General features: G+C 59.7%; 23 protein-coding genes and 1 pseudogene. 22 read left to right on the plus strand and 2 right to left on the minus strand.

The features are described 5' to 3' along the window. Positions 1-44: 44 nt before the first annotated feature. From ACXX9E_RS11360 to rpoS, 8 genes and pseudogenes are all read left to right on the plus strand, one after another. Positions 45-1157 carry an S-(hydroxymethyl)glutathione dehydrogenase/class III alcohol dehydrogenase gene (locus ACXX9E_RS11360; RefSeq protein WP_123465111.1) on the plus strand — a complete coding sequence of 371 codons (1113 nt, stop codon included), beginning with the start codon at positions 45-47 and terminating at the stop codon, positions 1155-1157. Between the two features lie 90 nt (positions 1158-1247). After that, a complete protein-coding gene (fghA, locus tag ACXX9E_RS11365) occupies positions 1248-2099 on the plus strand; it encodes an S-formylglutathione hydrolase (protein ID WP_186745212.1) in 852 nt (283 codons plus the stop codon). A 43-nt stretch (positions 2100-2142) separates the two neighbouring features. After that, the gene (gene ispF, locus ACXX9E_RS11370; RefSeq protein ID WP_007907189.1) at positions 2143-2616 is read left to right on the plus strand and encodes a 2-C-methyl-D-erythritol 2,4-cyclodiphosphate synthase; all 474 of its coding nucleotides are present in this window, start codon (positions 2143-2145) and stop codon (positions 2614-2616) included. Beyond that, the gene (gene truD, locus ACXX9E_RS11375; RefSeq protein ID WP_458555439.1) at positions 2613-3671 is read left to right on the plus strand and encodes a tRNA pseudouridine(13) synthase TruD; all 1059 of its coding nucleotides are present in this window, start codon (positions 2613-2615) and stop codon (positions 3669-3671) included. The genes ispF and truD overlap by 4 nt, the downstream gene beginning before the upstream one ends. After that, positions 3659-4408: a 5'/3'-nucleotidase SurE gene (gene surE / locus ACXX9E_RS11380; RefSeq protein ID WP_123465116.1), complete on the plus strand. Its 750-nt coding sequence runs from the start codon at positions 3659-3661 to the stop codon at positions 4406-4408. The genes truD and surE overlap by 13 nt, the downstream gene beginning before the upstream one ends. Positions 4409-4449: 41 nt before the next feature. Continuing rightward, positions 4450-5086, plus strand: a pseudogene (locus tag ACXX9E_RS11385) (protein-L-isoaspartate(D-aspartate) O-methyltransferase). Positions 5087-5298: 212 nt separating this feature from the next. Continuing rightward, complete coding sequence (locus ACXX9E_RS11390) at positions 5299-6180, plus strand: peptidoglycan DD-metalloendopeptidase family protein (RefSeq protein ID WP_458555440.1); 882 nt, start codon at positions 5299-5301, stop codon at positions 6178-6180. Between the two features lie 106 nt (positions 6181-6286). Further along, complete coding sequence (rpoS, locus tag ACXX9E_RS11395; RefSeq protein WP_016985073.1) at positions 6287-7297, plus strand: RNA polymerase sigma factor RpoS; 1011 nt, start codon at positions 6287-6289, stop codon at positions 7295-7297. Positions 7298-7834: 537 nt separating this feature from the next. Here rpoS and fdxA read toward each other — a convergent pair. Together fdxA and mutS are read right to left on the minus strand one after the other, a co-directional pair. Continuing rightward, the gene (gene fdxA, locus ACXX9E_RS11400) at positions 7835-8158 is read right to left on the minus strand and encodes a ferredoxin FdxA (protein ID WP_123465120.1); all 324 of its coding nucleotides are present in this window, start codon (positions 8156-8158) and stop codon (positions 7835-7837) included. Positions 8159-8321: 163 nt separating this feature from the next. Further along, positions 8322-10904, minus strand: a complete 2583-nt coding sequence (mutS, locus tag ACXX9E_RS11405) for a DNA mismatch repair protein MutS (RefSeq protein WP_267799722.1) — start codon at positions 10902-10904, stop codon at positions 8322-8324. A gap of 208 nt (positions 10905-11112) precedes the next feature. Here mutS and ACXX9E_RS11410 point away from each other — a divergent pair, with 208 nt between their 5' ends. The 14 genes from ACXX9E_RS11410 to ACXX9E_RS11475 all read left to right on the plus strand — a co-directional run bounded on the left by ACXX9E_RS11410 (position 11113) and on the right by ACXX9E_RS11475 (position 22244). Further along, positions 11113-11847, plus strand: a complete 735-nt coding sequence (locus ACXX9E_RS11410; protein ID WP_047291917.1) for a LexA family transcriptional regulator — start codon at positions 11113-11115, stop codon at positions 11845-11847. Positions 11848-12364: 517 nt separating this feature from the next. After that, positions 12365-12781: a tail fiber assembly protein gene (locus ACXX9E_RS11415; RefSeq protein WP_186745157.1), complete on the plus strand. Its 417-nt coding sequence runs from the start codon at positions 12365-12367 to the stop codon at positions 12779-12781. A gap of 151 nt (positions 12782-12932) precedes the next feature. Next, the gene (locus ACXX9E_RS11420) at positions 12933-13373 is read left to right on the plus strand and encodes a tail fiber assembly protein (RefSeq protein WP_225931062.1); all 441 of its coding nucleotides are present in this window, start codon (positions 12933-12935) and stop codon (positions 13371-13373) included. A gap of 144 nt (positions 13374-13517) precedes the next feature. After that, positions 13518-13856, plus strand: coding sequence for a phage holin family protein (locus tag ACXX9E_RS11425; protein WP_011332709.1), 339 nt, complete (start codon positions 13518-13520; stop codon positions 13854-13856). Positions 13857-13926: 70 nt separating this feature from the next. Beyond that, positions 13927-14448 carry a hypothetical protein gene (locus tag ACXX9E_RS11430; protein WP_123465128.1) on the plus strand — a complete coding sequence of 174 codons (522 nt, stop codon included), beginning with the start codon at positions 13927-13929 and terminating at the stop codon, positions 14446-14448. A 1-nt stretch (position 14449) separates the two neighbouring features. Continuing rightward, positions 14450-15058 (plus strand): phage baseplate assembly protein V, encoded by a 609-nt coding sequence (locus tag ACXX9E_RS11435; protein WP_422495985.1) that lies wholly within the window; start codon positions 14450-14452, stop codon positions 15056-15058. Positions 15059-15073: 15 nt separating this feature from the next. Continuing rightward, on the plus strand, positions 15074-15406 hold the full coding sequence (locus tag ACXX9E_RS11440; RefSeq protein ID WP_422495986.1) for a hypothetical protein: 333 nt from the start codon (positions 15074-15076) through the stop codon (positions 15404-15406). Then, positions 15403-16398: a baseplate J/gp47 family protein gene (locus tag ACXX9E_RS11445; RefSeq protein WP_128614651.1), complete on the plus strand. Its 996-nt coding sequence runs from the start codon at positions 15403-15405 to the stop codon at positions 16396-16398. The genes ACXX9E_RS11440 and ACXX9E_RS11445 overlap by 4 nt, the downstream gene beginning before the upstream one ends. Then, complete coding sequence (locus ACXX9E_RS11450; protein ID WP_123465136.1) at positions 16395-17030, plus strand: phage tail protein I; 636 nt, start codon at positions 16395-16397, stop codon at positions 17028-17030. Before ACXX9E_RS11445 ends, ACXX9E_RS11450 begins: the two co-directional genes overlap by 4 nt. Then, positions 17031-19736, plus strand: coding sequence for a phage tail-collar fiber domain-containing protein (locus tag ACXX9E_RS11455; RefSeq protein WP_422495987.1), 2706 nt, complete (start codon positions 17031-17033; stop codon positions 19734-19736). Continuing rightward, a complete protein-coding gene (locus ACXX9E_RS11460; RefSeq protein WP_458555441.1) occupies positions 19736-20290 on the plus strand; it encodes a DUF4376 domain-containing protein in 555 nt (184 codons plus the stop codon). The genes ACXX9E_RS11455 and ACXX9E_RS11460 overlap by 1 nt, the downstream gene beginning before the upstream one ends. Before the next feature lie 93 nt (positions 20291-20383). Continuing rightward, on the plus strand, positions 20384-20569 hold the full coding sequence (locus ACXX9E_RS11465) for a hypothetical protein (protein WP_007964321.1): 186 nt from the start codon (positions 20384-20386) through the stop codon (positions 20567-20569). 2 nt (positions 20570-20571) lie between these two features. Further along, on the plus strand, positions 20572-21738 hold the full coding sequence (locus ACXX9E_RS11470) for a phage tail sheath protein (RefSeq protein WP_128614952.1): 1167 nt from the start codon (positions 20572-20574) through the stop codon (positions 21736-21738). After that, positions 21738-22244, plus strand: a complete 507-nt coding sequence (locus ACXX9E_RS11475; RefSeq protein ID WP_222833555.1) for a phage major tail tube protein — start codon at positions 21738-21740, stop codon at positions 22242-22244. The genes ACXX9E_RS11470 and ACXX9E_RS11475 overlap by 1 nt, the downstream gene beginning before the upstream one ends. Positions 22245-22354: the final 110 nt, after the last annotated feature.

Genomic DNA, 22354 nt, shown 5'->3' on the forward strand with positions numbered 1-22354 from the left:
TGGCTGTCTGGTTTTTTATTCAATGGATTCACTGGAGAGTCAGCATGATCAAGTCGCGCGCCGCCGTAGCCTTCGAGGCCAAGAAGCCGCTGGAAATCGTAGAAGTCGATGTCGCCATGCCCAAGGCCGGTGAAGTGTTGCTGCGTGTGGTCGCGTCCGGGGTTTGCCACACTGACGCCTACACCCTGTCCGGCGCTGACCCGGAAGGGATCTTCCCGTCTATCCTCGGCCACGAGGGCGGTGCCATCGTTGAAGCCATTGGCGAGGGCGTGACCTCGGTAGCTGTCGGTGATCACGTGATCCCGCTGTACACCCCGGAATGCGGCCAGTGCAAATTCTGTAAGTCGGGCAAGACCAACCTGTGCCAGGCGATTCGCTCGACTCAGGGTAAAGGCCTGATGCCGGACGGTACTTCGCGCTTTTCCTACAAGGGCGAAACAATTTTCCACTACATGGGCACCTCGACTTTCTCCGAGTACACCGTGCTTCCCGAAATCTCCGTGGCAAAAATCGCCAAGGATGCGCCGCTGGAAAAGGTCTGCCTGCTCGGTTGCGGCGTGACCACCGGTATCGGTGCAGTGCTTAACACCGCCAAGGTCAAGCCAGGTGACACCGTGGCGATTTTCGGCCTGGGCGGCATCGGTTTGTCCGCCGTGATCGGCGCCGTGAAGGCCAAGGCCTCGCGGATCATTGCCATCGACATCAACCCGGCCAAGTTCGAGATCGCCAGACAGCTCGGCGCCACCGACTGTGTGAACCCGAAGGATTTCGATCGCCCGATCCAGGAAGTCATCGTCGACATGACCGATGGTGGCGTCGATTTCTCTTTCGAGTGCATCGGCAACGTGCAACTGATGCGTGCAGCCCTTGAATGCTGCCACAAAGGCTGGGGCGAGTCGGTGATCATCGGCGTGGCCGGAGCCGGTCAGGAAATCTCCACCCGTCCGTTCCAACTGGTGACCGGGCGTGTCTGGCGCGGTTCGGCGTTCGGCGGCGTGCGTGGCCGTACCGAGCTGCCAAGCTACGTCGACATGGCGCAGAGCGGCGAGATCCCGCTGGATACTTTCATCACCCACACCATGGGCCTGGAAGACATCAACAAGGCCTTCGACCTGATGCACGAAGGCAAGAGCATCCGTACCGTCATTCATTTCTAAAAGCAGCCTCAAGTTACAAGCTTCAAGCTGCAAGTCCGGGCGCTTTTGCCTTTTCTTGAAGCTCGAAGCTTGCCGCTTGCAGCTGGGAGAATCCCCATGAGTCTGGAAAACATCTCCTGTCAGAAGAGTTTCGGCGGTTGGCACAAGCGCTATCGCCACCGCTCCGAGGTGCTCGGCTGTGACATGGTGTTTGCCGTGTATCTGCCACCGCAAGCGGAGCAGGGCGGCAAGCTGCCGGTGCTGTACTGGTTGTCGGGCCTGACCTGCACCGACGAGAATTTCATGCAAAAGGCTGGCGCGATGCGCATGGCGGCTGAGCTGGGGTTGATCATTGTGGCGCCGGACACCAGTCCGCGTGGCCCGGACGTGCCGGGTGATCCGGATGGCGCCTGGGACTTCGGCCTCGGTGCCGGGTTTTACCTGAACGCCACGCAGGAACCGTGGGCGCGGCACTATCGGATGCATGACTATGTCGTGCAGGAATTGCCAGCACTGGTTGAAGCGCATTTCCCGGCGTCGGCAAAACGCAGCATCAGCGGCCACTCCATGGGCGGCCACGGGGCGCTGGTCTGTGCACTGCGCAATCCGGGACGTTACCAATCGGTGTCGGCGTTTTCGCCGATCAACAATCCGATGGATTGCCCGTGGGGCCAGAAGGCGTTCTCGCGCTATCTGGGTGAAGACCGTTCGAAGTGGAAAGAGTGGGATGCCTGTGCACTGATCGCCGAGGCCACTGAAAAGCTGCCGTTGCTGGTCGATCAGGGTGATCGGGATGACTTCCTCGCCACTCAGCTCAAACCCGAAGCCCTGCAACAAGCGGCAAAACAAGCGGGTCATCCGCTGACCCTGCGTCTGCAGCCGGGCTACGACCATAGTTATTTCTTTATCTCAAGCTTCATTGACGACCACTTGCAGCATCACGCACGCGCCCTTCGGGCCTAATGCAGGTAGAATCACGCCCTGACAAAAATCGGGGCGTTTTTTTATGCGTATTGGCCACGGCTATGATGTGCACCGTTTCGCTGAAGGCGATTTCATTACTCTGGGCGGCGTGCGCATTGCACACGGCTTCGGGCTGCTCGCTCATTCCGACGGTGACGTCCTGCTGCACGCCTTGAGCGATGCCTTGCTCGGCGCGGCCGCGCTGGGTGATATCGGCAAGCACTTTCCGGATACCGACCCGCAATTCAAGGGCGCCGACAGCCGTGTGCTGCTGCGTCATGTGGTCGCGCTGATCCACGCCAAAGGCTGGAAAGTCGGCAACGTCGACAACACCATCGTCGCCCAGGCGCCGAAAATGGCTCCGCATATCGAATCCATGCGCGCGTTGATCGCCGCCGATCTTCAAGTTGAGTTGGATCAAGTGAACGTGAAAGCTACCACCACCGAAAAGCTCGGCTTTGTCGGTCGCGAAGAAGGCATTGCCGTGCATTCCGTTGCCTTGTTGCTGCGCGCATGAACGAACTGCAATTGCTCGGCCCGCGGGCCTGGGGCGAACCGCTCGGCACCGCGGTACTGAAAGCCATCGCCGAAGATTTTCAGGTCGATGAAGTGCTCGACATCCCGTTCAGCGGCGATGGCGAACACCTGTGGATCTGGGTCGAAAAACGTGGCCTGAACACCGAGGAAGCGGCGCGGCGTATTGCCAAGGCGGCGGGTGTGCCATTGCGTACCGTCAGCTATGCCGGGCTCAAGGATCGGCAGGCGTTGACCCGTCAGTGGTTCAGCGTGCAACTGCCGGGCAAGGCTGACCCGGATCTGTCGTCGGCGGAAAACGACACGCTGAAGATCCTCAAGACCACGCGCCACAAGCGCAAGCTGCAACGCGGCGCGCATTCGGCCAACGGTTTTACCCTGCGCCTGACCCAGTTCGCCGGCGACAAGGCGGCGATCGAGCAGCGGCTGCAACTGATCGCCAGGCAGGGCATTCCCAATTATTTTGGCGCCCAGCGTTTCGGCCATGACGGCGGCAACGTCGTCGATGCTCGTGCCTGGGCGACGCGCAAAGCCTTGCCGGAACAGCGCAATGTGCGTTCGCGACTGTTGTCGACGGCGCGCAGTTTTCTGTTCAATCAAGTGCTCGCAGCACGGGTCGCCGATGGCACCTGGCAAACAGCCCAGGTCGGCGATCTGTTGGCGTTCACCGACAGCCGCAGTTTTTTCCCGGCCGGTGAAGCCGAGTGCAGTGACCCGCGTCTGGCGATTCTCGACCTGCACCCGACCGGGCCGCAGTGGGGCGAAGGTGACTCTCCGACCGCGGGCGCTGTCCATGAACTCGAACAGGGGATCGCCGCCCGTGAGGCGGATCTGCGCGACTGGTTGATTCACGCCGGCATGAGCCACGAACGTCGCATCCTGCGACTGCCCATTGGCGGGTTGTCGTGGCATTATCCCCAGCCTGACATTCTGCAACTGGAATTCGTCCTTCCGGCCGGATGCTTCGCCACCGTATTGGTGCGCGAACTCGTTGATCTGGTGCCGGTGGGGCAGACGGACAGCCCATGCGTATTCTGATTTCTAACGACGATGGGGTAACTGCACCCGGTCTCGCCGCGCTTTATGCTGCGCTGGCGGATTACACCGAATGCGTGGTTATCGCCCCGGAGCAGGACAAAAGCGGCGCCAGCAGCTCGCTGACGCTCGACCGTCCATTGCACCCGCAATACCTGGCCAACGGTTTTATCAGCCTCAACGGCACCCCGACCGACTGCGTGCATCTGGGCCTCAACGGCCTGCTGGAGCGCGAGGCGGACATGGTGGTGTCCGGCATCAATCTCGGCGCCAACCTGGGCGATGACGTGCTGTACTCCGGCACCGTGGCGGCTGCTCTCGAAGGGCGCTTCCTCGAGCGTCCGTCGTTCGCCTTTTCGCTGGTCTCGCGCCAGGTGGATAATCTGCCGACAGCGGCCTGGTTTGCGCGCAAACTGGTCGAGGCCCATGCCGGGCTCGATCTGCCGCCGCGCACGGTACTCAACGTGAACATTCCGAATCTGCCGATCGACCACATTCGCGGTATTCAACTGACCCGTCTCGGCCATCGCGCCCGGGCGGCGGCGCCAATGAAAGTGGTCGATCCGCGTGGCAAGGCCGGTTACTGGATTGCGGCTGCCGGTGATGCCGAAGACGGCGGGCCGGGCACCGACTTTCATGCGGTGATGCAGGGTTACGTTTCCATCACCCCGTTGCAGCTTGATCGCACCTTCAACGATGCCTTCAGAAGTCTCGACGGCTGGCTGGAGGGACTGCGCTGATGGCTCGTGAACACGAAGACAGAATGCGCAGCGGCATCGGGATGACGTCGCAGCGCACGCGCGAGCGTCTGATCCAGCGTCTATATGAAGAAGGCTTGTCCAACGCCAAGGTGCTGGAAGTGATCCGCCGTACGCCACGTCACCTGTTCGTCGACGAAGCGCTGGCACATCGCGCCTACGAAGACACGGCGCTGCCGATCGGCCACAACCAGACCATTTCCCAGCCTTATATGGTGGCGCGCATGAGCGAGCTGCTGCTGGAGGCCGGGCCGCTGGACAAGGTGCTGGAGATCGGTACCGGCTCTGGCTATCAGACAGCGGTGCTGTCGCAACTGGTCGAGCGGGTGTTCTCGGTGGAGCGCATCAAGGTTCTGCAGGACCGGGCCAAGGAACGCCTGGTCGAGTTGAACCTGCGCAATGTGGTATTTCGCTGGGGCGATGGCTGGGAGGGCTGGCCTGCACTGGCGCCTTATAACGGCATTATCGTTACCGCCGTGGCCACCGATGTCCCGCAGGCGCTACTTGATCAACTGGCACCGGGCGGACGCATGGTGATTCCGGTGGGCTCGGGTGAAGTGCAGCAACTGATGCTGATCGTGCGTGAAGAGCACGGCTTTTCGCGAACACGTTCTGGGGGCCGTGCGTTTCGTGCCTTTGCTCAATGGTCCGCTGGCCTGAGCATTTATTCACGGGTGCTGAATTCCTTTCGTTCGCCTCGGTCTTACTCCGGCAGCGAGAGATTAAACGCAGCAGACTGGTCACTTGCAAACGTGTGCGCGCAGTGATTTCGCTTCATTAAAGGTAAAGCCGGTGCGGCCCGTTATACTTGCGACACTTCGTGCCGAATCCGGCATGCCAACTTTTTCAGCCACCACAAAAGGGAGCGGCGGGTGAGTCTCACAGTCATTGCGCAGCGTATGGGTAACACGAGCTTTCAGCGCCTGGTGACTGGCCTTGTCTTGAGCACCTTGCTGGTGGGTTGCTCCAGCACCAAATCGAGCAACGTGCGGGTGGTCGATCGTAACAATGCGGTTGCGCAGCGTCCTACAGTGACGACCGGACAGTACGTAGTTCGTCCAGGCGATACGATGTTCTCCATCGCCTTTCGCTACGGCTGGGACTACAAAGCCCTCGCGGCGCGGAACAATATTCCTACGCCCTATACGATCCACCCGGGTCAGACAATTCGCTTCGATGGGCGCACAGGTTCAACGCCGACGGCAGTGGTCAGCAACAGCAGTTCTTCGCCTTCATCGTCGAGCAAAACCACGGTAATCCGGCGCCAGGCGAATGGCACGACGACCACGACCGTGACCGGGTCCGGTGCCGGTTCTACGGGGGCTGCACCGTCCGTCGCCAGCAAATCTGCCCCGCCTCCACTGCCTCCTGCGGGTCCGGCCCCGACCGGCTGGGGATGGCCATCTAATGGCATTCTCATTGGAAAATTCTCTTCAAACGGTAGTTTGAATAAAGGAATTGATATCGCCGGAGATTTGGGACAGCCTGTTTTAGCTGCGTCTGATGGGACGGTGGTATACGCCGGGAGTGGCTTAAGGGGCTACGGCGAATTAGTCATCATCAAACACAGCGAAACCTACGTCAGTGCTTACGGTCACAACCGTCGGCTGTTGGTTCGGGAGGGACAGCAGGTCAAGGTCGGACAGACAATTGCCGAAATGGGGTCAACGGGTACAGACCGGGTGAAACTGCATTTTGAGATTCGCCGACAAGGTAAACCTGTAGATCCGCTGCAGTTCCTGCCAAGACGTTGATTTGTAAGCCAGCCTGTTCCGTCGCGTAGAGGGGACAGGCTCCAGCGCTGCCAAGGATAAAGGCGTCGCTTGAGCTTGGGGTCGAACTCACCAAAGGACTATAACAATGGCTCTCAGTAAAGAAGTGCCGGAGTTTGACATCGACGATGAGGTTCTCCTTATGGAGGCCGGCATCGATTCGGAATCTTCGATGTCGAATGATGAAGGGGCTGCTCCACCTTCCGTTCGTTCCAAATCCAAACACTCCGCTTCACTTAAACAACATAAGTACATCGACTACACGCGTGCACTTGATGCCACGCAGTTGTATCTCAACGAAATCGGCTTTTCCCCATTGCTCTCCCCGGAAGAAGAGGTCCATTTTGCGCGTTTGTCGCAGAGTGGTGATCCGGCCGGGCGCAAGCGCATGATTGAAAGTAACCTGCGGCTGGTGGTCAAAATCGCCCGGCGTTACGTCAATCGGGGGCTGTCGCTGCTGGATCTCATCGAAGAGGGCAACCTCGGGCTGATCCGGGCGGTGGAAAAGTTCGATCCCGAGCGCGGCTTCCGCTTTTCGACCTACGCAACCTGGTGGATCCGTCAGACCATCGAGCGCGCGATCATGAATCAGACCCGGACCATCCGGTTGCCGATCCATGTGGTCAAGGAGCTCAACGTGTACCTGCGGGCTGCACGGGAGCTGACGCAAAAGCTCGACCATGAACCTTCACCCGAAGAGATCGCCAACCTGCTGGAAAAACCGGTGGGCGAAGTCAAGCGCATGCTCGGCCTGAACGAGCGGGTTTCTTCGGTCGATGTGTCGCTGGGTCCGGATTCGGATAAAACCCTGCTCGACACCCTCACTGATGATCGTCCGACCGATCCCTGCGAACTGCTGCAGGACGATGACCTGTCACAGAGCATCGATCAATGGCTGTCCGAACTGACCGACAAGCAGCGCGAGGTGGTCGTCCGCCGCTTCGGCCTGCGCGGTCACGAGAGCAGCACGCTGGAGGACGTAGGCCTGGAGATCGGCCTGACCCGGGAACGGGTGCGGCAGATTCAGGTAGAAGGCCTCAAGCGCCTTCGTGAAATCCTCGAGAAGAATGGCCTGTCGAGCGAGTCGCTGTTCCAGTAAGCGCTTCGATTGATCGCCCACAAAAAGCCCCGACTGGTTCGGGGCTTTTTGTTGCCTGCTCGAGTACGGAATGGAATTTCCTGTGGCGAGGGAGCAAGCAGCCTCGCCACACCATTCATCACCAGACATACGGTCGGCATTTCCATCGTTTGTAGTCTCGCGGTGTAAGCCTCGGCTTACTCTTTCGTAAGTGTTCCCTATTTTTGCAAGACGGCAGACGTCGATTGCCTTCGGTGCTAGTGATTAACTATATGATTTATATGCTTATTTTTTAATATGAAGTGCTTATTACAGCGTTTTTCTGCCCTCAGGGCCGATTGCTCTCGGCAGGGAACTCTTTAGTATCAGCACTGTGTCGACGGACAGACACGCCCTTCAAGGATGAGGGGAATGGACATCGCAGGACGCGATTCATCAGGACGATGAAAAGGAACACAGGGAATAGGGAAAAAATGTGGGCGGGTCAAACCGCCCCTTTTTTATGCCTGCAGAAAAGCAAAAAGGCCCGCAAGGGGCCTTTTGGTAACGCGCGACAGATCAGCGTTCGAGGTCTTTGATCTTGCCTTTGACGCCATCCCACTCTTCGGCATCCGGCAGCGATTCTTTCTTCTCGGTGATGTTTGGCCAGACTTCAGCCAGCTCAACGTTCAACTGAATGAATTCCTGCATATCTTCCGGAACTTCGTCCTCGGAGAAAATGGCCACGGCAGGGCACTCGGGTTCGCACAGGGCGCAGTCGATGCACTCATCCGGGTGAATCACCAGGAAGTTCGGGCCTTCGTAAAAGCAGTCCACCGGACAGACTTCTACGCAGTCGGTGTACTTGCACTTGATGCAGTTGTCGGTGACGACGAAGGTCATTTCTAATTTTCTCCTCAGGCGGCGGCAGCGTTGCCCCTTCACGGTTGGGGTCGCCAGGTTCGGGAGCGATGTCTGCTGGCCAGGCTATTAGCCAGCAGCATCCCAAACCGCGCGAGATTCTAACAGCTTGAAGCCGTTTGCGTTATATCCGGTTCGCTGGTGCTTAGATCCGGTTCTTAAGTGCATATAACAATTCGAGCGCCCGCCGCGGGGTCAGGTCATCCAGATCCACTTTGGCCAACTCATCGAGCACCGGATGCGGCAGGCTGGCAAACATGTCGCTTTGCTGCGGAGCGGCCGGCTTGCCTTTGACGGCAGGCTTTGGCGCTTCGTGCGGCAATGCGGTGTCTTCCAGTCGGCTCAGGTGCTCACGGGCACGCACGATTACTTCACTTGGTACACCCGCCAGTTGCGCCACCGCCAGGCCGTAGCTCTGGCTGGCAGGCCCCGGCAACACGTGGTGCAGGAACACGATGCGCTCGTTGTGCTCGGTGGCGTTCAGGTGCACGTTGGCCACCAACGGCTCGGCTTCCGGCAACACAGTCAGTTCGAAATAGTGCGTGGCAAATAGAGTATAGGCACGCAGATGCGCCAGACGCTCGGCGGCGGCCCATGCCAGGGACAGACCATCGAAGGTGCTGGTACCGCGACCGACTTCGTCCATCAGCACCAGGCTGCGTTCGGTGGCGTTGTGCAGGATATTGGCGGTTTCGCTCATCTCGACCATGAAGGTCGAGCGGCCACCGGCGAGGTCATCGCTGGAGCCGATCCGGGTGAAGATCCGGTCCACCAGCGACAACTCGCAACTGGCCGCCGGTACGAAGCTGCCGATGTGTGCCAGCAGCACGATCAACGCGGTTTGGCGCATGTAGGTGGATTTACCACCCATGTTCGGGCCGGTGATTACCAGCATCCGCGTGTTGTCATCCAGGCTCAGGTCGTTGGCCACGAACGGCGTGGTCAGCACTTGCTCGACTACCGGGTGACGGCCCTGGGTGATGCGCATGCACGGCTCGCTGACGAAGCGCGGGCAGTTCAGGTCAAGGTTCAGCGCACGCTCGGCGAGGTTGCTCAGCACGTCCAGCTCGGCCAGAGCGCCGGCAGTGTCCTGCAGCGGAGGTAACTGGCTGATCAGGTCTTCCAGCAAGGCCTCGTAGAGCATCTTCTCGCGGGCGAGGGCACGGCTCTTGGCGGACAGCGCCTTGTCTTCGAACTCTTTCAGTTCCGGCGTGATGAAGCGCTCGGCGCCCTTGAGGGTCTGGCGACGGATGTAGTCCGCCGGAGCGGATTCTGCCTGCTTGCTCGGGAGCTCGATAAAGTAGCCGTGAATACGGTTGTAGCCGACTTTCAGGTTGGCCAGGCCGGTACGTGCCTTTTCCCGGGCTTCCAGGTCGATCAGGAACTGGCCGGCGTTCTCGCTCAGCGATTGCAGTTCGTCGAGTTCACTGTCGTAACCGGTTTTCAGCACGCCGCCGTCGCGGATCACCGCAGGCGGGTTGTCGATGATGGCTTTTTCCAGCAGCGCCGCCAGTTCCGGGTAGGTGCTGGTGGTGGTCGCCAGACGTTGCAGGTGTGGCGCTTCCAGATCGGTCATCGCCACTTGCAGTTGCGGCAACGCGCCGAGCGCATCGCGCAGACGGGCGAGGTCACGGGGACGGGCATTGCGCAGCCCGATCCGCGCGAGAATCCGCTCGATGTCGCCGATTTCCTTGAGCTGTGGTTGCAGCTTTTCGAAGCGGTACCCGTCGAGCAGGCAAGTGATCGAAGTCTGCCGCGCCAGCAGCACGCTCAGATCGCGCAGCGGACGGTTCAGCCAGCGGGTCAGCAAGCGGCTGCCCATCGCGGTCTGGCAGCGATCGACCACCGATTGCAGGGTGTTGTCGCGGCCACCGGCAAGGTTCGTGTCCAGCTCCAGATTGCGCCGGCTCGCGCCATCGAGCACGACGGTGTCATCAAGACGTTCGTGACGCAGGCTGCGCAAGTGGGGCAGGGCGGTGCGCTGGGTTTCCTTGGCGTAGGCCAGCAGGCAACCGGCGGCGCCGATGGCCAGCGTCAGGGTTTCGCAGCCGAAGCCTTTCAGATCCTGAGTGGAGAATTGCTGGCAGAGACTTTTCAGCGCCGAATCGCGCTCGAAATCCCACGGTGCACGACGCCGTACCCCACGGCGTTTTTCCGCCGGCAGGTCTTTCGGCCAGTCATCCGGGATCAACAGCTCCACCGGATTGACCCGTTCCAGCTCCGCCAGCAGGTTCTCCCAGCCCTTGATCTCCAGCACGGTGAAGTTGCCGCTGGTGATGTCCAGCACCGCCAGACCGAACAGGCGCTCGTCACCCAGCACGGCGGCGATCAGGTTGTCGCGCCGCTCATCCAGCAGCGCTTCATCGCTGACTGTGCCCGGCGTGATGATTCGCACTACCTGACGTTCCACCGGCCCTTTGCTGGTGGCCGGGTCGCCGACCTGCTCGCAGATCACCACCGACTCTCCGAGCTTGACCAGTTTCGCCAGGTAACCTTCCGCTGCGTGATAAGGAATCCCGCACATCGGAATCGCCTGCCCTGCCGACTGCCCACGGGCGGTCAGCGTGATGTCGAGCAGCTTGGCGGCCTTCTTCGCATCCTCATAGAAGATCTCGTAGAAGTCGCCCATGCGATAGAACATCAGCTGATCCGGGTGCTGGTTCTTCAGGCGCCAGTATTGCTGCATCATCGGGGTGTGGGAGGACAGGTCGGAGACGGCTTTATTCATCGGATTGTCGGGCAACTCGTTAAAAGATGTGGGGTAGAAGCGGGGCAAGGCCCAGGCTTTTCCGCGATGGGCGCAAGGTTACCATGGGCAGTCCGCTCGACGCAGGCATGACGGCTCACTGGCAGTTTTCTCAGGAAATTGAGAATTATGCACGATTTATGCAAATCAGCATTTGTCTTCGCGAAAAACTTCAAGCACTATGCGCGTTATGCAAAAACGCAACGTATCCTCCGTCTTAAGAGCACTGCTCGACCAGCACGGGATCTCCCCTACGGAGCTCCACCGTCGCACCGGCGTGCCTCAATCCACTCTCTCGCGGATTCTCAGCGGGAAGATCGTCGATCCCTCGGATAAACATATCTCGAAGATCGCCGAGTACTTCAATGTGAGCACCGATCAATTGCGCGGCCGCGCCGATGTCGCGACCGCGACCGGTGGTGCGCGTGATGACGTGCATGCGGAACTCAAGGACATAAGCCTGTGGGACGACGATACCCCTGTCGATGACGACGAGGTGTCGGTGCCCTTTCTTCGCGAGGTTGAATTGGCTGCTGGATCAGGAAGATTCGTCATCGAAGAGAGCGAACGCTCCAGCCTGCGCTTCGGCAAGCGCAGCCTGCGCCATAACGGTGTGCAGTTCGACCAGGCCAAATGCGTGACAGTCCGCGGCAACAGCATGTTGCCGGTGCTGCGTGACGGCGCCACCGTCGGTGTGAATGCCGGCAAGTGTGGCATCGGCGACATCATTGATGGCGACCTGTACGCGATCAACCACAACGGTCAGTTGCGCGTGAAGCAACTCTACCGTCTGCCGACCGGTATCCGTCTGCGCAGCTTCAACCGTGACGAGCATCCGGACGAGGACTACAGCTTCCAGGATATGCAGGACGAGCAGATCGTCATCCTCGGTCACGTCTTCTGGTGGGGCATGTACGCCCGATAAAGCCACCCGCTCAGACAAAACCCGCCCATCGGCGGGTTTTTTTTCGCCTTCGAGAAAACCGTAGAAGCCTTGCCTGACGAGGGTTTCATGCGTTTGCGCATTTATCGCGCAAAAATAAATGCATTTACGCATTGACTGCATATGCATGAATGCATATTCTTGCCACCAAGCCGCTCGACAAAGCGGCTGAGCAAGACAGCTCTTTAGTTCCACAAGAACAGGCAGCGATGAACCGGCCTCAACGGTTCAGAGGGTTGGCAACTGACCCGGGTGTGCAGCGTAAAGCACCAGAAGCAGTTATCCGGCGGGCAGGGACCGCGGTCGGAAAAACAATCTGAATGGACTCGTACCGCGCCAGTAGCGCCGAAAAGTCAGCTTCCTTCTCGAACACAGGATTTGAAGGAAGGCGAAGGAGCGCATTACTGAAAAGCCCGGCTTTGCTGCCGGGCTTTTTGGAATGCCTACCTGGGCAGGATCTGAAATGCCGCAATGCCGGCAATCAAAAAGGAAGATGAACATGAAGAAGTACGCACGTGTCGTTGCTGGCAAGGTCGACAACATTTTTGAAACCGCTAACCCGATCACCGATGAGTTTCCGGCAGATCAAGTCTGGGTGGATGTCAGCGCACTGCCGAAGATCGATTACTCCTGGAACGCGGTAAACACCAACGGCGTCTGGACATTTACCGACAGCGATATGTGGGGCCAGCCGTCCTTGCTGGCTATGCAATTGCGTAACGCAAGAACCAATCGTCTCGATAAAGCCAATACCACGCTGGCGACGTCGGCCTTGGTGCAAAAGGTTGAGCTGGGGCTGGCCACGCCGGCTGAGAAAGCTGCGCTACTGGAATATAAGCAGTTCTTCATTGATCTGAGCAACGTCAACAAACAGCCTGGTTATCCGCTGACGGTCAACTGGCCTGAAGTTCCATAAACAGCGCTTCTTGCACCGCAACATCACTATTTGAAATCCGCAGTGCGACGCTGAAGAGCCCGGTGCATAACCGGGCGATTCAACAGTGCCTGCGATGTTTACTCAGAGCCTCAAGCCAATCATTCGCAATGAGTGCCAGCAGGAGAAACAAATGAACCGCTATGCTTTTGTTCGCTTCAACTATTCCAAACCCTTCAACAAAGTTCTGGTGATTGTCGACGCTGTCGAGAAGCCTACGGCCATGCCAGTAGAAGCAAAGTTGTCGAATGGTTTTTGGGTGGATATCACAGCAAACCCGGCAGTCCAGGTGGGATGGAAGGGTACGACGACAAATTATGTTGATTGGGAGTTCAGTGAACCCACCTCTCAAGAAATGGAGAAAGATGTAGCGCAGGAAGCTCTGGAGCTTCTTTCTGCGGCAGGGCAGTGGTTGATGCTGAATTCCCTGCACTACAAGGTCGACCTTGGTGTTGCCACACCTGAAGAACAAGCACTGTTGCTCGCTTACAAACAGTACTGCGTTGGTCTCAGCGACATGAACAAACAATCCGGCTATCCATCCACCGTCAACTGGCCGGTCGCTCCTTTCTGATTCGGTCATGACCGTCACACCCTCTATAGAGAGCGCATTACTGAAAAGCCCAGCCTCAGCGCCGGGCTTTTTGGAATGCCTGCCTCAAGAGAACGCGATTGATCCCAACACACACCACTCACCCAATACTTCCGGAGGCGTGACATGACAAACGAGCAACAAGCGTTGGCGGACATGCCGATCTGGCTGGTCATCCTCCTCGCCGTCGTCGGCGGGGTGTCCGGCGAAATGTGGCGCGCCGACAAGGAGGGCGCCCGTGGCTGGTCACTGCTGCGACGCCTTGCCTTGCGCTCTGGCGCCTGCATGATCTGCGGCGTCTCGGCAATCATGCTGCTGTACGCCGCCGGTCTTTCGATCTGGGCCGCCGGCGCATTCGGTTGCCTGACAGCGATGGCCGGCGCCGACGTCGCCATCGGGTTGTACGAACGCTGGGCCGCCAAGCGCATCGGCGTCTGCGAAGTTCCGCCTCGCGACCAACCTTAACTTTAGTACTTCTCCGTGCCGCCATTTTGGCGGCAGGGCTGCGCGTGGACGATTGAAAAGGAGGTCATGTATGCCCACACCGATCCAACAGCCGTCGCAACTGTTCACAGCCATCGCGACGACACTGCGCAACACTGCCGGACTCAACCTCAACGTCGGCAATCACGATGATTTCACTGCGCCGGGCGATCAGGCCTGGGTGTTGATCAACTTCGAGCGGAATGGACCGGGAGAGCGCGCCGCGGACGGACGCATTGCTCATGTCATGACGGTGTCCCTGCACGTCATCCCGGCCCTTGCCGCCAGCGCATTTGCAGCGTGCGATTTGATCGCGGTGCTGAAAAACCTGATCACCGACAACCGCTGGAGCTTGCCCGGCGATCAATGCGATCTGCCAATGAACATTGATGGCCTGCCGTCATTGCTCATCCGCGGCGATCAGCAATACAAAGCCTGGACGCTGTCGTTCAATCAGACCCTCTACCTCGGCCCGACCTTGCTCGACGATCCGCTCGGCACGCCGAAATTCGCCCGTACCTGGGAAGTCAGCAACATCGACGACCCCGACCAATACACCGCGCTGGAGGCCTGAGATGTTCGACGGACTATTGCGCATGCAACTCGGCCCGATCATCGAGCGCCTGGCCGAGATGGAAGCGGAGATCGACGACCTGCACCGACGCGCCGAAAGCTTCTGCCGCATCGGCATTTGCCAGACCGTCGATGCTGCGAGCAATACCTGCCAGGTCAGCCACGGTGGTTTGCTCACGCCGGCCATCAAATTCTTCAATCCGAGTGCCGGCGCCCAGAGCGAATCGCGGATTCCGAGCGTCGGCGAACAGTGTCTGTTGTTTAACTACGGCAGTGGTGAAAGCGGCGCGCAAAGTGTGGCGCTGTTCGGCCTGAACAGTGACCGGTTTCCGCCGACGGCAACGGTACCGACGCTGACGCGACGGGTGCATGTCGACGGCAGCGAAAGCGGTTACGACGACGCCAGTCACACCCTGCACTGGCAGAACGGGCCGGCGGCCTTCACTGGCTCTCGCCAGGCGCTGCAACTGAGCATCGGCCCGGCGCAACTGGCGATGACGCCGCAAGCGATCAGCCTGCAACTGGGCGCCGTCGGCCTGACCATCGACGTCTCGGGCGTGCACTTCAGCGGCCCGTTGGTCGATCACCAGGGCCGCGTCATCAGCCCCTGATTCAAGAGCCTGAACATGATCGGAATTGATAGAGACAACGGGGTCACGGTCGACGACTGGCTGCAGTTTGTGCAGCGCGCGACCCGGGCCCTGACCACGCCGCTGGGCACCCGGCAAAAAAGGCCCCTTTATGGCTCGCTGATCCCCACGCTGCTGGGTCAGAACCTCGGTGACGACGTTCTGCTTCTGGCCCAGAGCCACGCGGCTCAGGCGTTCTACAACACGCAGAACGGGATCAGCGATTTTCAGCCGCAAGTGATCGTCGCCACCCGCCAGGGCGCCGGCTTGCTGCTGCGCTTCGCCGGCACCTGGAAAAACCGTCAACAAACCTTCGAGGTCGTGACATGAGTATGTTGATCCCCGGCCAGAACCAGTTGGCCGAACCCGCGCTGATCACTGTCGAAGCGTTCGAAGAGCTGCTCGCCGAGTTCAAGACCTTCGTCGTCGAATACGTCGGTGCGCGTTCGCCCGAGAGTGCCGCAAAGCTCAAGACCAGCCTGGAAAACGAGAGCGAATTGCTGACGATGGCGCTCGAAGCCTTCTGCGTTCGGCTGCAAACCCACGAACGCAAATACAACGCCCGCATCAAGCAGATGCTGGCGTGGTGGGCGACCGGCAGCAACCTCGATGCGCGGTTGGCGGACATGGGCCTGGAGCGGCAGTTGCTCGACCCGGGCGACCCGACAGCGTTCCCGCCGGTGCCCGCGATTTACGAAAGCGATGACGATGCACGCCTGCGTTATTACCTGGCGCCGCATGCCCCGGCGGCGGGTTCACGGATGCAGTATCGCCGTGAGGTATTCACCCTCGGCGAACGGCCGTCGGTGAAGGTCGAATCCACCGATGCGGGTGTGGTCAACGTCACTTACACCTTCAACCCCGACGGCCTCGCTGCACAGGTCAAGGATGGTAATGGTCGTCGTACCGCGCCGGGGGAAGTGCAGGTCACCGTGTTGTCGCGAGACGGCGATGGCACGCCTTCCGCGGCGTTGCTGGAAGGCGTGCGTCAACACTTCGCCCGGCCGGATGTACGACCGGAAACCGACCTCGTCACCGTGAAGGCTGCCGACATTCAGCGCTACAAGATCCGCGTCGTCGCCAAGATCAATTCGGGACCGGATTCAGGCCTGACCAAAGTCGCCGCGCAGCAGCAGTTGCAGGCCTACGCCGACAGTTGTCATCGCCTCGAAGGGCGGGTCGATCCGAGCTGGATCGACTACACGCTGCACAGCGCCGGCGCCGTGCAACTGCAGATTCTCGAACCGCTGGCGCCGGTCGTGACCACTGCGTTTCAGGCGCCGTACTGCACGGCGGTCGAGGTTGAGGTGCTGACGCTATGAGTGAGCCAACGCATCGCCGGACGCTGCTGCCGGCCAACAGCTCGGCACTCGAACGGGGGCTGGATCTGGGCTTCGGCACACTGCTTGATCGCATCGCGCCGCCGTTCCCTGAACTGATGAATCCAAGCGAAACGCCAGTGGCGTTCCTGCCGTATCTGGCGGCGGATCGCGGCGTCGCCGAATGGAGCACCCGCGCACCGGAAGCGGAAAAACGCCTGACCGTCGAACTGGCCTGGCCCACCGCGCGCCAGGCCGGCACTCGCAAGGCGCTGGAAAACGCGGCGAAGGGTTTACAACTGCGCCCCGAAGTCCGCGCCTGGTACGAACAATCGCCACCCGGCGTGCCTTACAGCTTCACCGTGCGCGCCTTCAGCGAGCAACCGTACAGCGCAGAAATCGACGCTCGTCTCGATCGCCGCCTGGCGGATGCCAAGAGCGAGCGGGACATTCTTTCGGTAACCGTTGGCTTGAGCGCGTTCGGCAGCCACTCCATCGCCGCTGCGACTTTCTGCGGCGAACTGACCACGGTTTATCCGGTGTTCATCGAAGGGCTTGAAACCTCTGGCGAGGCGTTCATGGCCGCTGCGTTGTACACCGTCGAAACATCCACAATTTATCCTCAGGGGGCCTGAATGGCTGACTATTACACCCTGCTCACCAACGCAGGGATTGCCTACGAAACGGCGTGCAAGGCCGCGGGCACACCGATCAAGCTGACGCAGATTTCCGTCGGCGACGGCGGCGGCGCGGTCTACAACCCGGCCGCGACCGCCACCGCGCTGAAACGCGAAGTCTGGCGCGGGCCACTCAACGCACTGTTCCAGGACGAGAAAAACCCGAGTTGGTTACTCGCCGAAGTTACCATTCCGCCGGACGTCGGCGGCTGGTATGTACGGGAAGCAGGGCTGTGGACTGACACCGGCGTTCTTTACGCCATCGTCAAATACCCGGAGTCGTTCAAACCGGTGTTGGCGACGTCGGGTTCGGGTAAAGAGTTCTACATTCGCTCGATTTTCGAGACCAGCAATGCGTCGCTGGTGACGTTGCTGATCGACGACACCGTGGTAAAGGCCACTCGTGCCTGGGTCATGAGTTACCTCGCCGAAGAACTTGGCAAACTCGATGGCAAGCAATCGGTGCGCGTCGCGGCTTCGACCAACATCGTGTTGAACGGTGCGCAGCAGATCGACGGCGTAGCTGTGATTGCTGGCGACCGCGTGTTGCTGACGAACCAGACCCTGGCCAAGGATAACGGCCTGTGGGTCGTCGCCAACGGCGACTGGGTGCGGGCGACCGATGCCAACATCAGCGCCAAGGTGACGCCGGGCCTGACGGTGATGGTGGAGGAGGGCGTGGCGAACGGTGATTCGCTGTGGCACCTGACGACCAATGCGCCGATCACCCTCGGCACGACTGCGCTGACGTTCAAGATGCTCGCTGGTCGAACCGGTATTGCGGCCGGGACTTACAAGAGTCTGACGGTTGATGAGTATGGCCGGGCGACTGCCGGTGCCAACCCTGAAACATTGGCCGGGTTTGGCATCAAGGATTCGTACACCAAAGCTGAAGTTGAGGCGCTGATTGCCAAGGCCTCAGCGTTGCCGGTGGGTTCGATTGTGGCGTTCCCGGTCGATTCGCCACCGCCGGGTTTTCTGGAGCTGGACAACAGCGTCAAGAGCAGCGCGACTTACCCGGACTTGAGCGCTTATCTGGGCGGCAAGTTCAATAAGGGTGATGAAGGGGTTGGGAATTTCCGCTTGCCGGAAGCGCGTGGGGAGTTCTTGCGCGGTTGGGATCATGGACGTGGGGTGGATGCCGGGCGTGCAGCAGGTAGCTTTCAGTCGGACAGTCTCAAGGCGCATTACCATTCCCTCCCGACCGGGTCGGGAGGCGGCCAGGCGGTCGACCCAAATGGGGAGACTCCAACGGTTGTGCTGAAAGATACGGCCGCAGACTGGATTCTGCGTACGGAAGGTGACAACGCCGAGCTAACTATTGGTCGCGTCAGGACCTACAACTTTGGTTCTGCCACTGAAACACGTCCGCGCAACATCGCCGTCATGTGGTGCATCAAAGCCTGGAACGCACCGGTCAATCAGGGAACCATCGACGTAGCGGCGCTGGCCAAGGAAGTTGAACGTCTCAAGTCCGCCGTTCCGGTGGGTGCTGTTTTGGCATTCCCGACGGGGATCGTTGCGCCTGGTTATCTGGAGCTGGATGGCAGCGTGCAGAGCATTGCGACTTATCCGGATCTGGCCGCTTATCTCGGTACCAGTTACAACAAAGGCAACGAGGGCACGGGCAACTTCCGCTTGCCGGAGTCGCGTGGTGAGTTTTTACGCGGTTGGGATCATGGGCGTGGTGTAGACGGTGGACGTCCGATCGGCAGTTGGCAAAAAGGTAGCCTCCAGTCTTTCGACCCCTCCAATGTCAATCCGGCAGTTTCGGGCCTCTGGCATAACATGGCATCAGATGCCGGACTTCAGGACGCACATGGGCTTGACCCTCATAACACGACGGATTACAGCGTTTCCAATGCGGTATTCACCGCTGGCGCCACTCCGGTTAGTACTGGGGCATTGGGAGTTACGCGTCCACGCAACCTGGCGGTGATGTGGTGCATCAAAGCCTGGAACGCGGCGGTCAATCAAGGAAGCATCGACGTCGCCGCTCTCGCTGTTGAAGTTCGCAACTCTTCTGGACGTTATCTGAGAACCCGGATTTTCAAGGCCAACGATCTTTATCAATCGGGTCCCGACACCAAAAAAATCAAATACAGACTGCAAGGTGGTGGCGGTGCCGGCGGAGGGGCTGCCTCGACCGCCAACACTCAACTGTCCGCTGGTTGCGGTGGTAGTGCTGGCGCTTACGCAGAAGGCTGGCTGACTCAAGGGTTCGATGGTCAGCAGATCACTATCGGTAAGGGTGGCGTGGGCGTTGTTGTAAATGTCGGTCTCAATGGGGGGACAACCTCTTTTGCCGGAATCGCTGCACCAGGAGGATACGGCGGAGGATTCTCGCTCAACGGTGTACCGCCTCTGCAACTTGGCCGAAGCCCAAACTCTGAGTTGGCATCAGGTGGATCGACCCTCAATGCAAATGGCCAGGGCGGTGGCGGAGTGAGCGGGCCGACACTGGCTCTTTGTACATCCGGTGAAGGAGGTCCGAGCAAATTTGGACCGGGTGGTAACGCTTCGGGCGGCGCCAGTCGTGAGGGGGAGGGGGCCGTAAATCCTGGTGCAGGTGGTGGAGGTGCTTTGGCCAAGCCGTCGTGCCCGTACAACTTTAAAGGCGGCAACGGTGCCGACGGCATCCTGATTATCGAGGAGTGGACCTGATGAGCGTCTATGTTCGTATTTATGCCGACAAGGTTGTCGAGCAAATCGAAACCAGCGGTGATATTTCGACGATGTATCCGCCGACGCTGGTGTGGGTGTGCGTCGATCATCTCGATCCACTTCCCCGTCAAGGCTGGCTAGCGAAAGAGCAAGGCGGGGAGTGGTTGTTTTCGCCCGAGCTACCGATAACAGCCACGCCTGAAACTCAAGCGGTCGCTATTGCCGCCGAACGCTTCATGCACGAAGCCGGTGGCGTCATTGTCGACGGATTAACCATCGAAACCACTCGTGACAGCCAGACGCTGATTGCTGGAATGGGCTTGTCGGCAATCGTCGATCCGGAATACCGATGCAACTTCAAGTCAGCCAATGGCTTCGTCGAAATTGATGCGCCGCGAATTCTCGAAATTGCCAAGGCTGTACGCACTCATGTCCAGGCTTGCTTTGACCGCGAGCGCGAGTTGCTGCTGGCAATCGACAGTGGAAATTATCGTCCCGAAATGCTGACTGAGGGCTGGCCAGATGTACCGCCAGTGCCTGAGCCCGGTTTGTGACGCTTCAATAAACGCCCCGCACCGTCGGGGCGTTTTCTTACCCGCCAAAGCCCCTCCCCACGAGGGGCTTTCCCGTTTATGGAGAAACGAAAAATGGCAACCCGCCAAACCTACACCGTGCTCGTCCCATTCCCCACCGGCGGTGGGCACTGGTCGAGCGTCGGTCAAGACCTTGATCTGCTCGACGTCGAGGCCAGTGCCTTGCACAGCGCCGGTCGACTGGAACTGAAAACCCCCTCCACCCAGGCCAAAAAGGCCGCTGCCAAGAAGGCTGACTAACTATGGCTGAGGTTCTGAACTTCGAGCACAACGGCATTACCGTCAATGCCACTGAATCCCCCGAGGCCATGGGTGGCCTGGGTGACAACGTCATCGGTCTGGTCGGCACCGCGCCGAAAGCCGATCCGCTGATTCCGCGTAACGCGCCGTTTCGCATTAACAGTTTTACCACCCATGCGCTGCTCGATCCGACCGGTTCTGAAGAGGGCACCCTGTACCACGCGGTTTACCAGATCCTCAAAGTGGTCAAGGTGCCGGTGTACGTGGTGATTGTCGAAGCGGGCGCGACCCCGGCTGACACCGTTAACGCGGTGATCGGCGGCGTCGATCCAGCCACCGGCCGCAAGCTCGGTCTGGCCGCGCTGGGCAGTGTCCCGGAAGACCTGACCATCATCGGCGCGCCGGGCTTCACCGGCACCAAAGCGGTGGCCAGCGAGTTCGCCTCGTTCGGCAAGCGCATCAAGGCCCGTGTGGTGCTGGATGGCAAGGATGCCTCGGTCGCCGATCAAGTGACCTACAGCCAGGAACTGGGTGGTGCGGATCTCGGTTTCGACCGTTGCCTGGTGGTGCACAACATGCCGGCCGTGTACTCGAAAGCAGCGAAGAAAAATGTCTTCCTCGCACCGTCCAGCCTGGCGATTGCCGCGCTGGCCAAGGTCAAGCAGTGGGAGAGCCCGGGCAACCAGGTGACCTACGCCGAAGACGTGTCGCGGGTCGTTGAATACAACATCCTCGACACCTCCACCGAAGGCGATCTGCTCAACCGCTACGGCGTCAGCTACTACGCCCGCACCGTGCTTGGCGGCTTCTCGCTGCTGGGTAACCGCTCGATCACCGGCAAGTTCATCAGCTACGTCGGCCTCGAAGATGCGATCAGCCGCAAGCTGGTCAAGGCCGGCCAGAAAGCCATGGCCAAGAACCTGACCAAGTCCTTCATGGATCAAGAGGTCAAGCGCATCAACGACTGGCTGCAAACCCTGGTCGCCGACGAAACCATTCCGGGCGGCAGCGTGTACCTGCACCCGGAACTCAACAGCGTCGAGAAGTACAAGAACGGCACCTGGTACGTGGTCATCGACTACGGCCGCTACGCGCCGAACGAACACATGGTTTATCAACTCAACGCCCGCGATGAAATCATCGAGCAGTTCCTGGAGGACGTTCTCTAATGTTTACCAACCGCAATCGCCAGGCCATCGCGGCCACCCTGCAAGGCCTGCCGTTGTCGGCGACCGTGGAGGAATTCACCCCGCCGAAAATCGAATTCGACATGGAAAACATGGCGGGCGGACGCTTCATTGTCGAAGAAATGGCCAAAAGCGCGAAGGCGCTTGGCGCCAAGTTGATCCTGCAGGGCGCTGGCCCGGAAATCATGCTCGCCCTGGGTGTGAAGCTCGGCGATGACATTCTGTTGAACGTGCGTGAAGCCGGTCAGGATCAGGACGGCAACACCTGGTTCACCTACCACACCGTCGGCGGCAAGCTGAAGATCCTCGATGAGGGCGTGATCAAAATGGGTGAGAAACCCAAGACCACCCTGGAATTGTCCTGCCGCACCTACACCCGCCTGGAAAACGGCATCCCGGTGATCGACATCGACGTGCGCACCCAGAAGTTCGTGCTCAACGGCGTCGACATCCTTGGTGATGCCCGTCGTGCGGTGCTGATGCCGTAAGCCACGGCTGAAGGCAATCACCAAACCCTGTGGGAGCGAGCTTGCTCGCGAAGGCGTCAAGTCAGTCGACAGCAATGTTGCATGCCACTCCGCTTTCGCGAGCAAGCTCG

The organism is Pseudomonas sp. GNP014 (assembly GCF_054344005.1).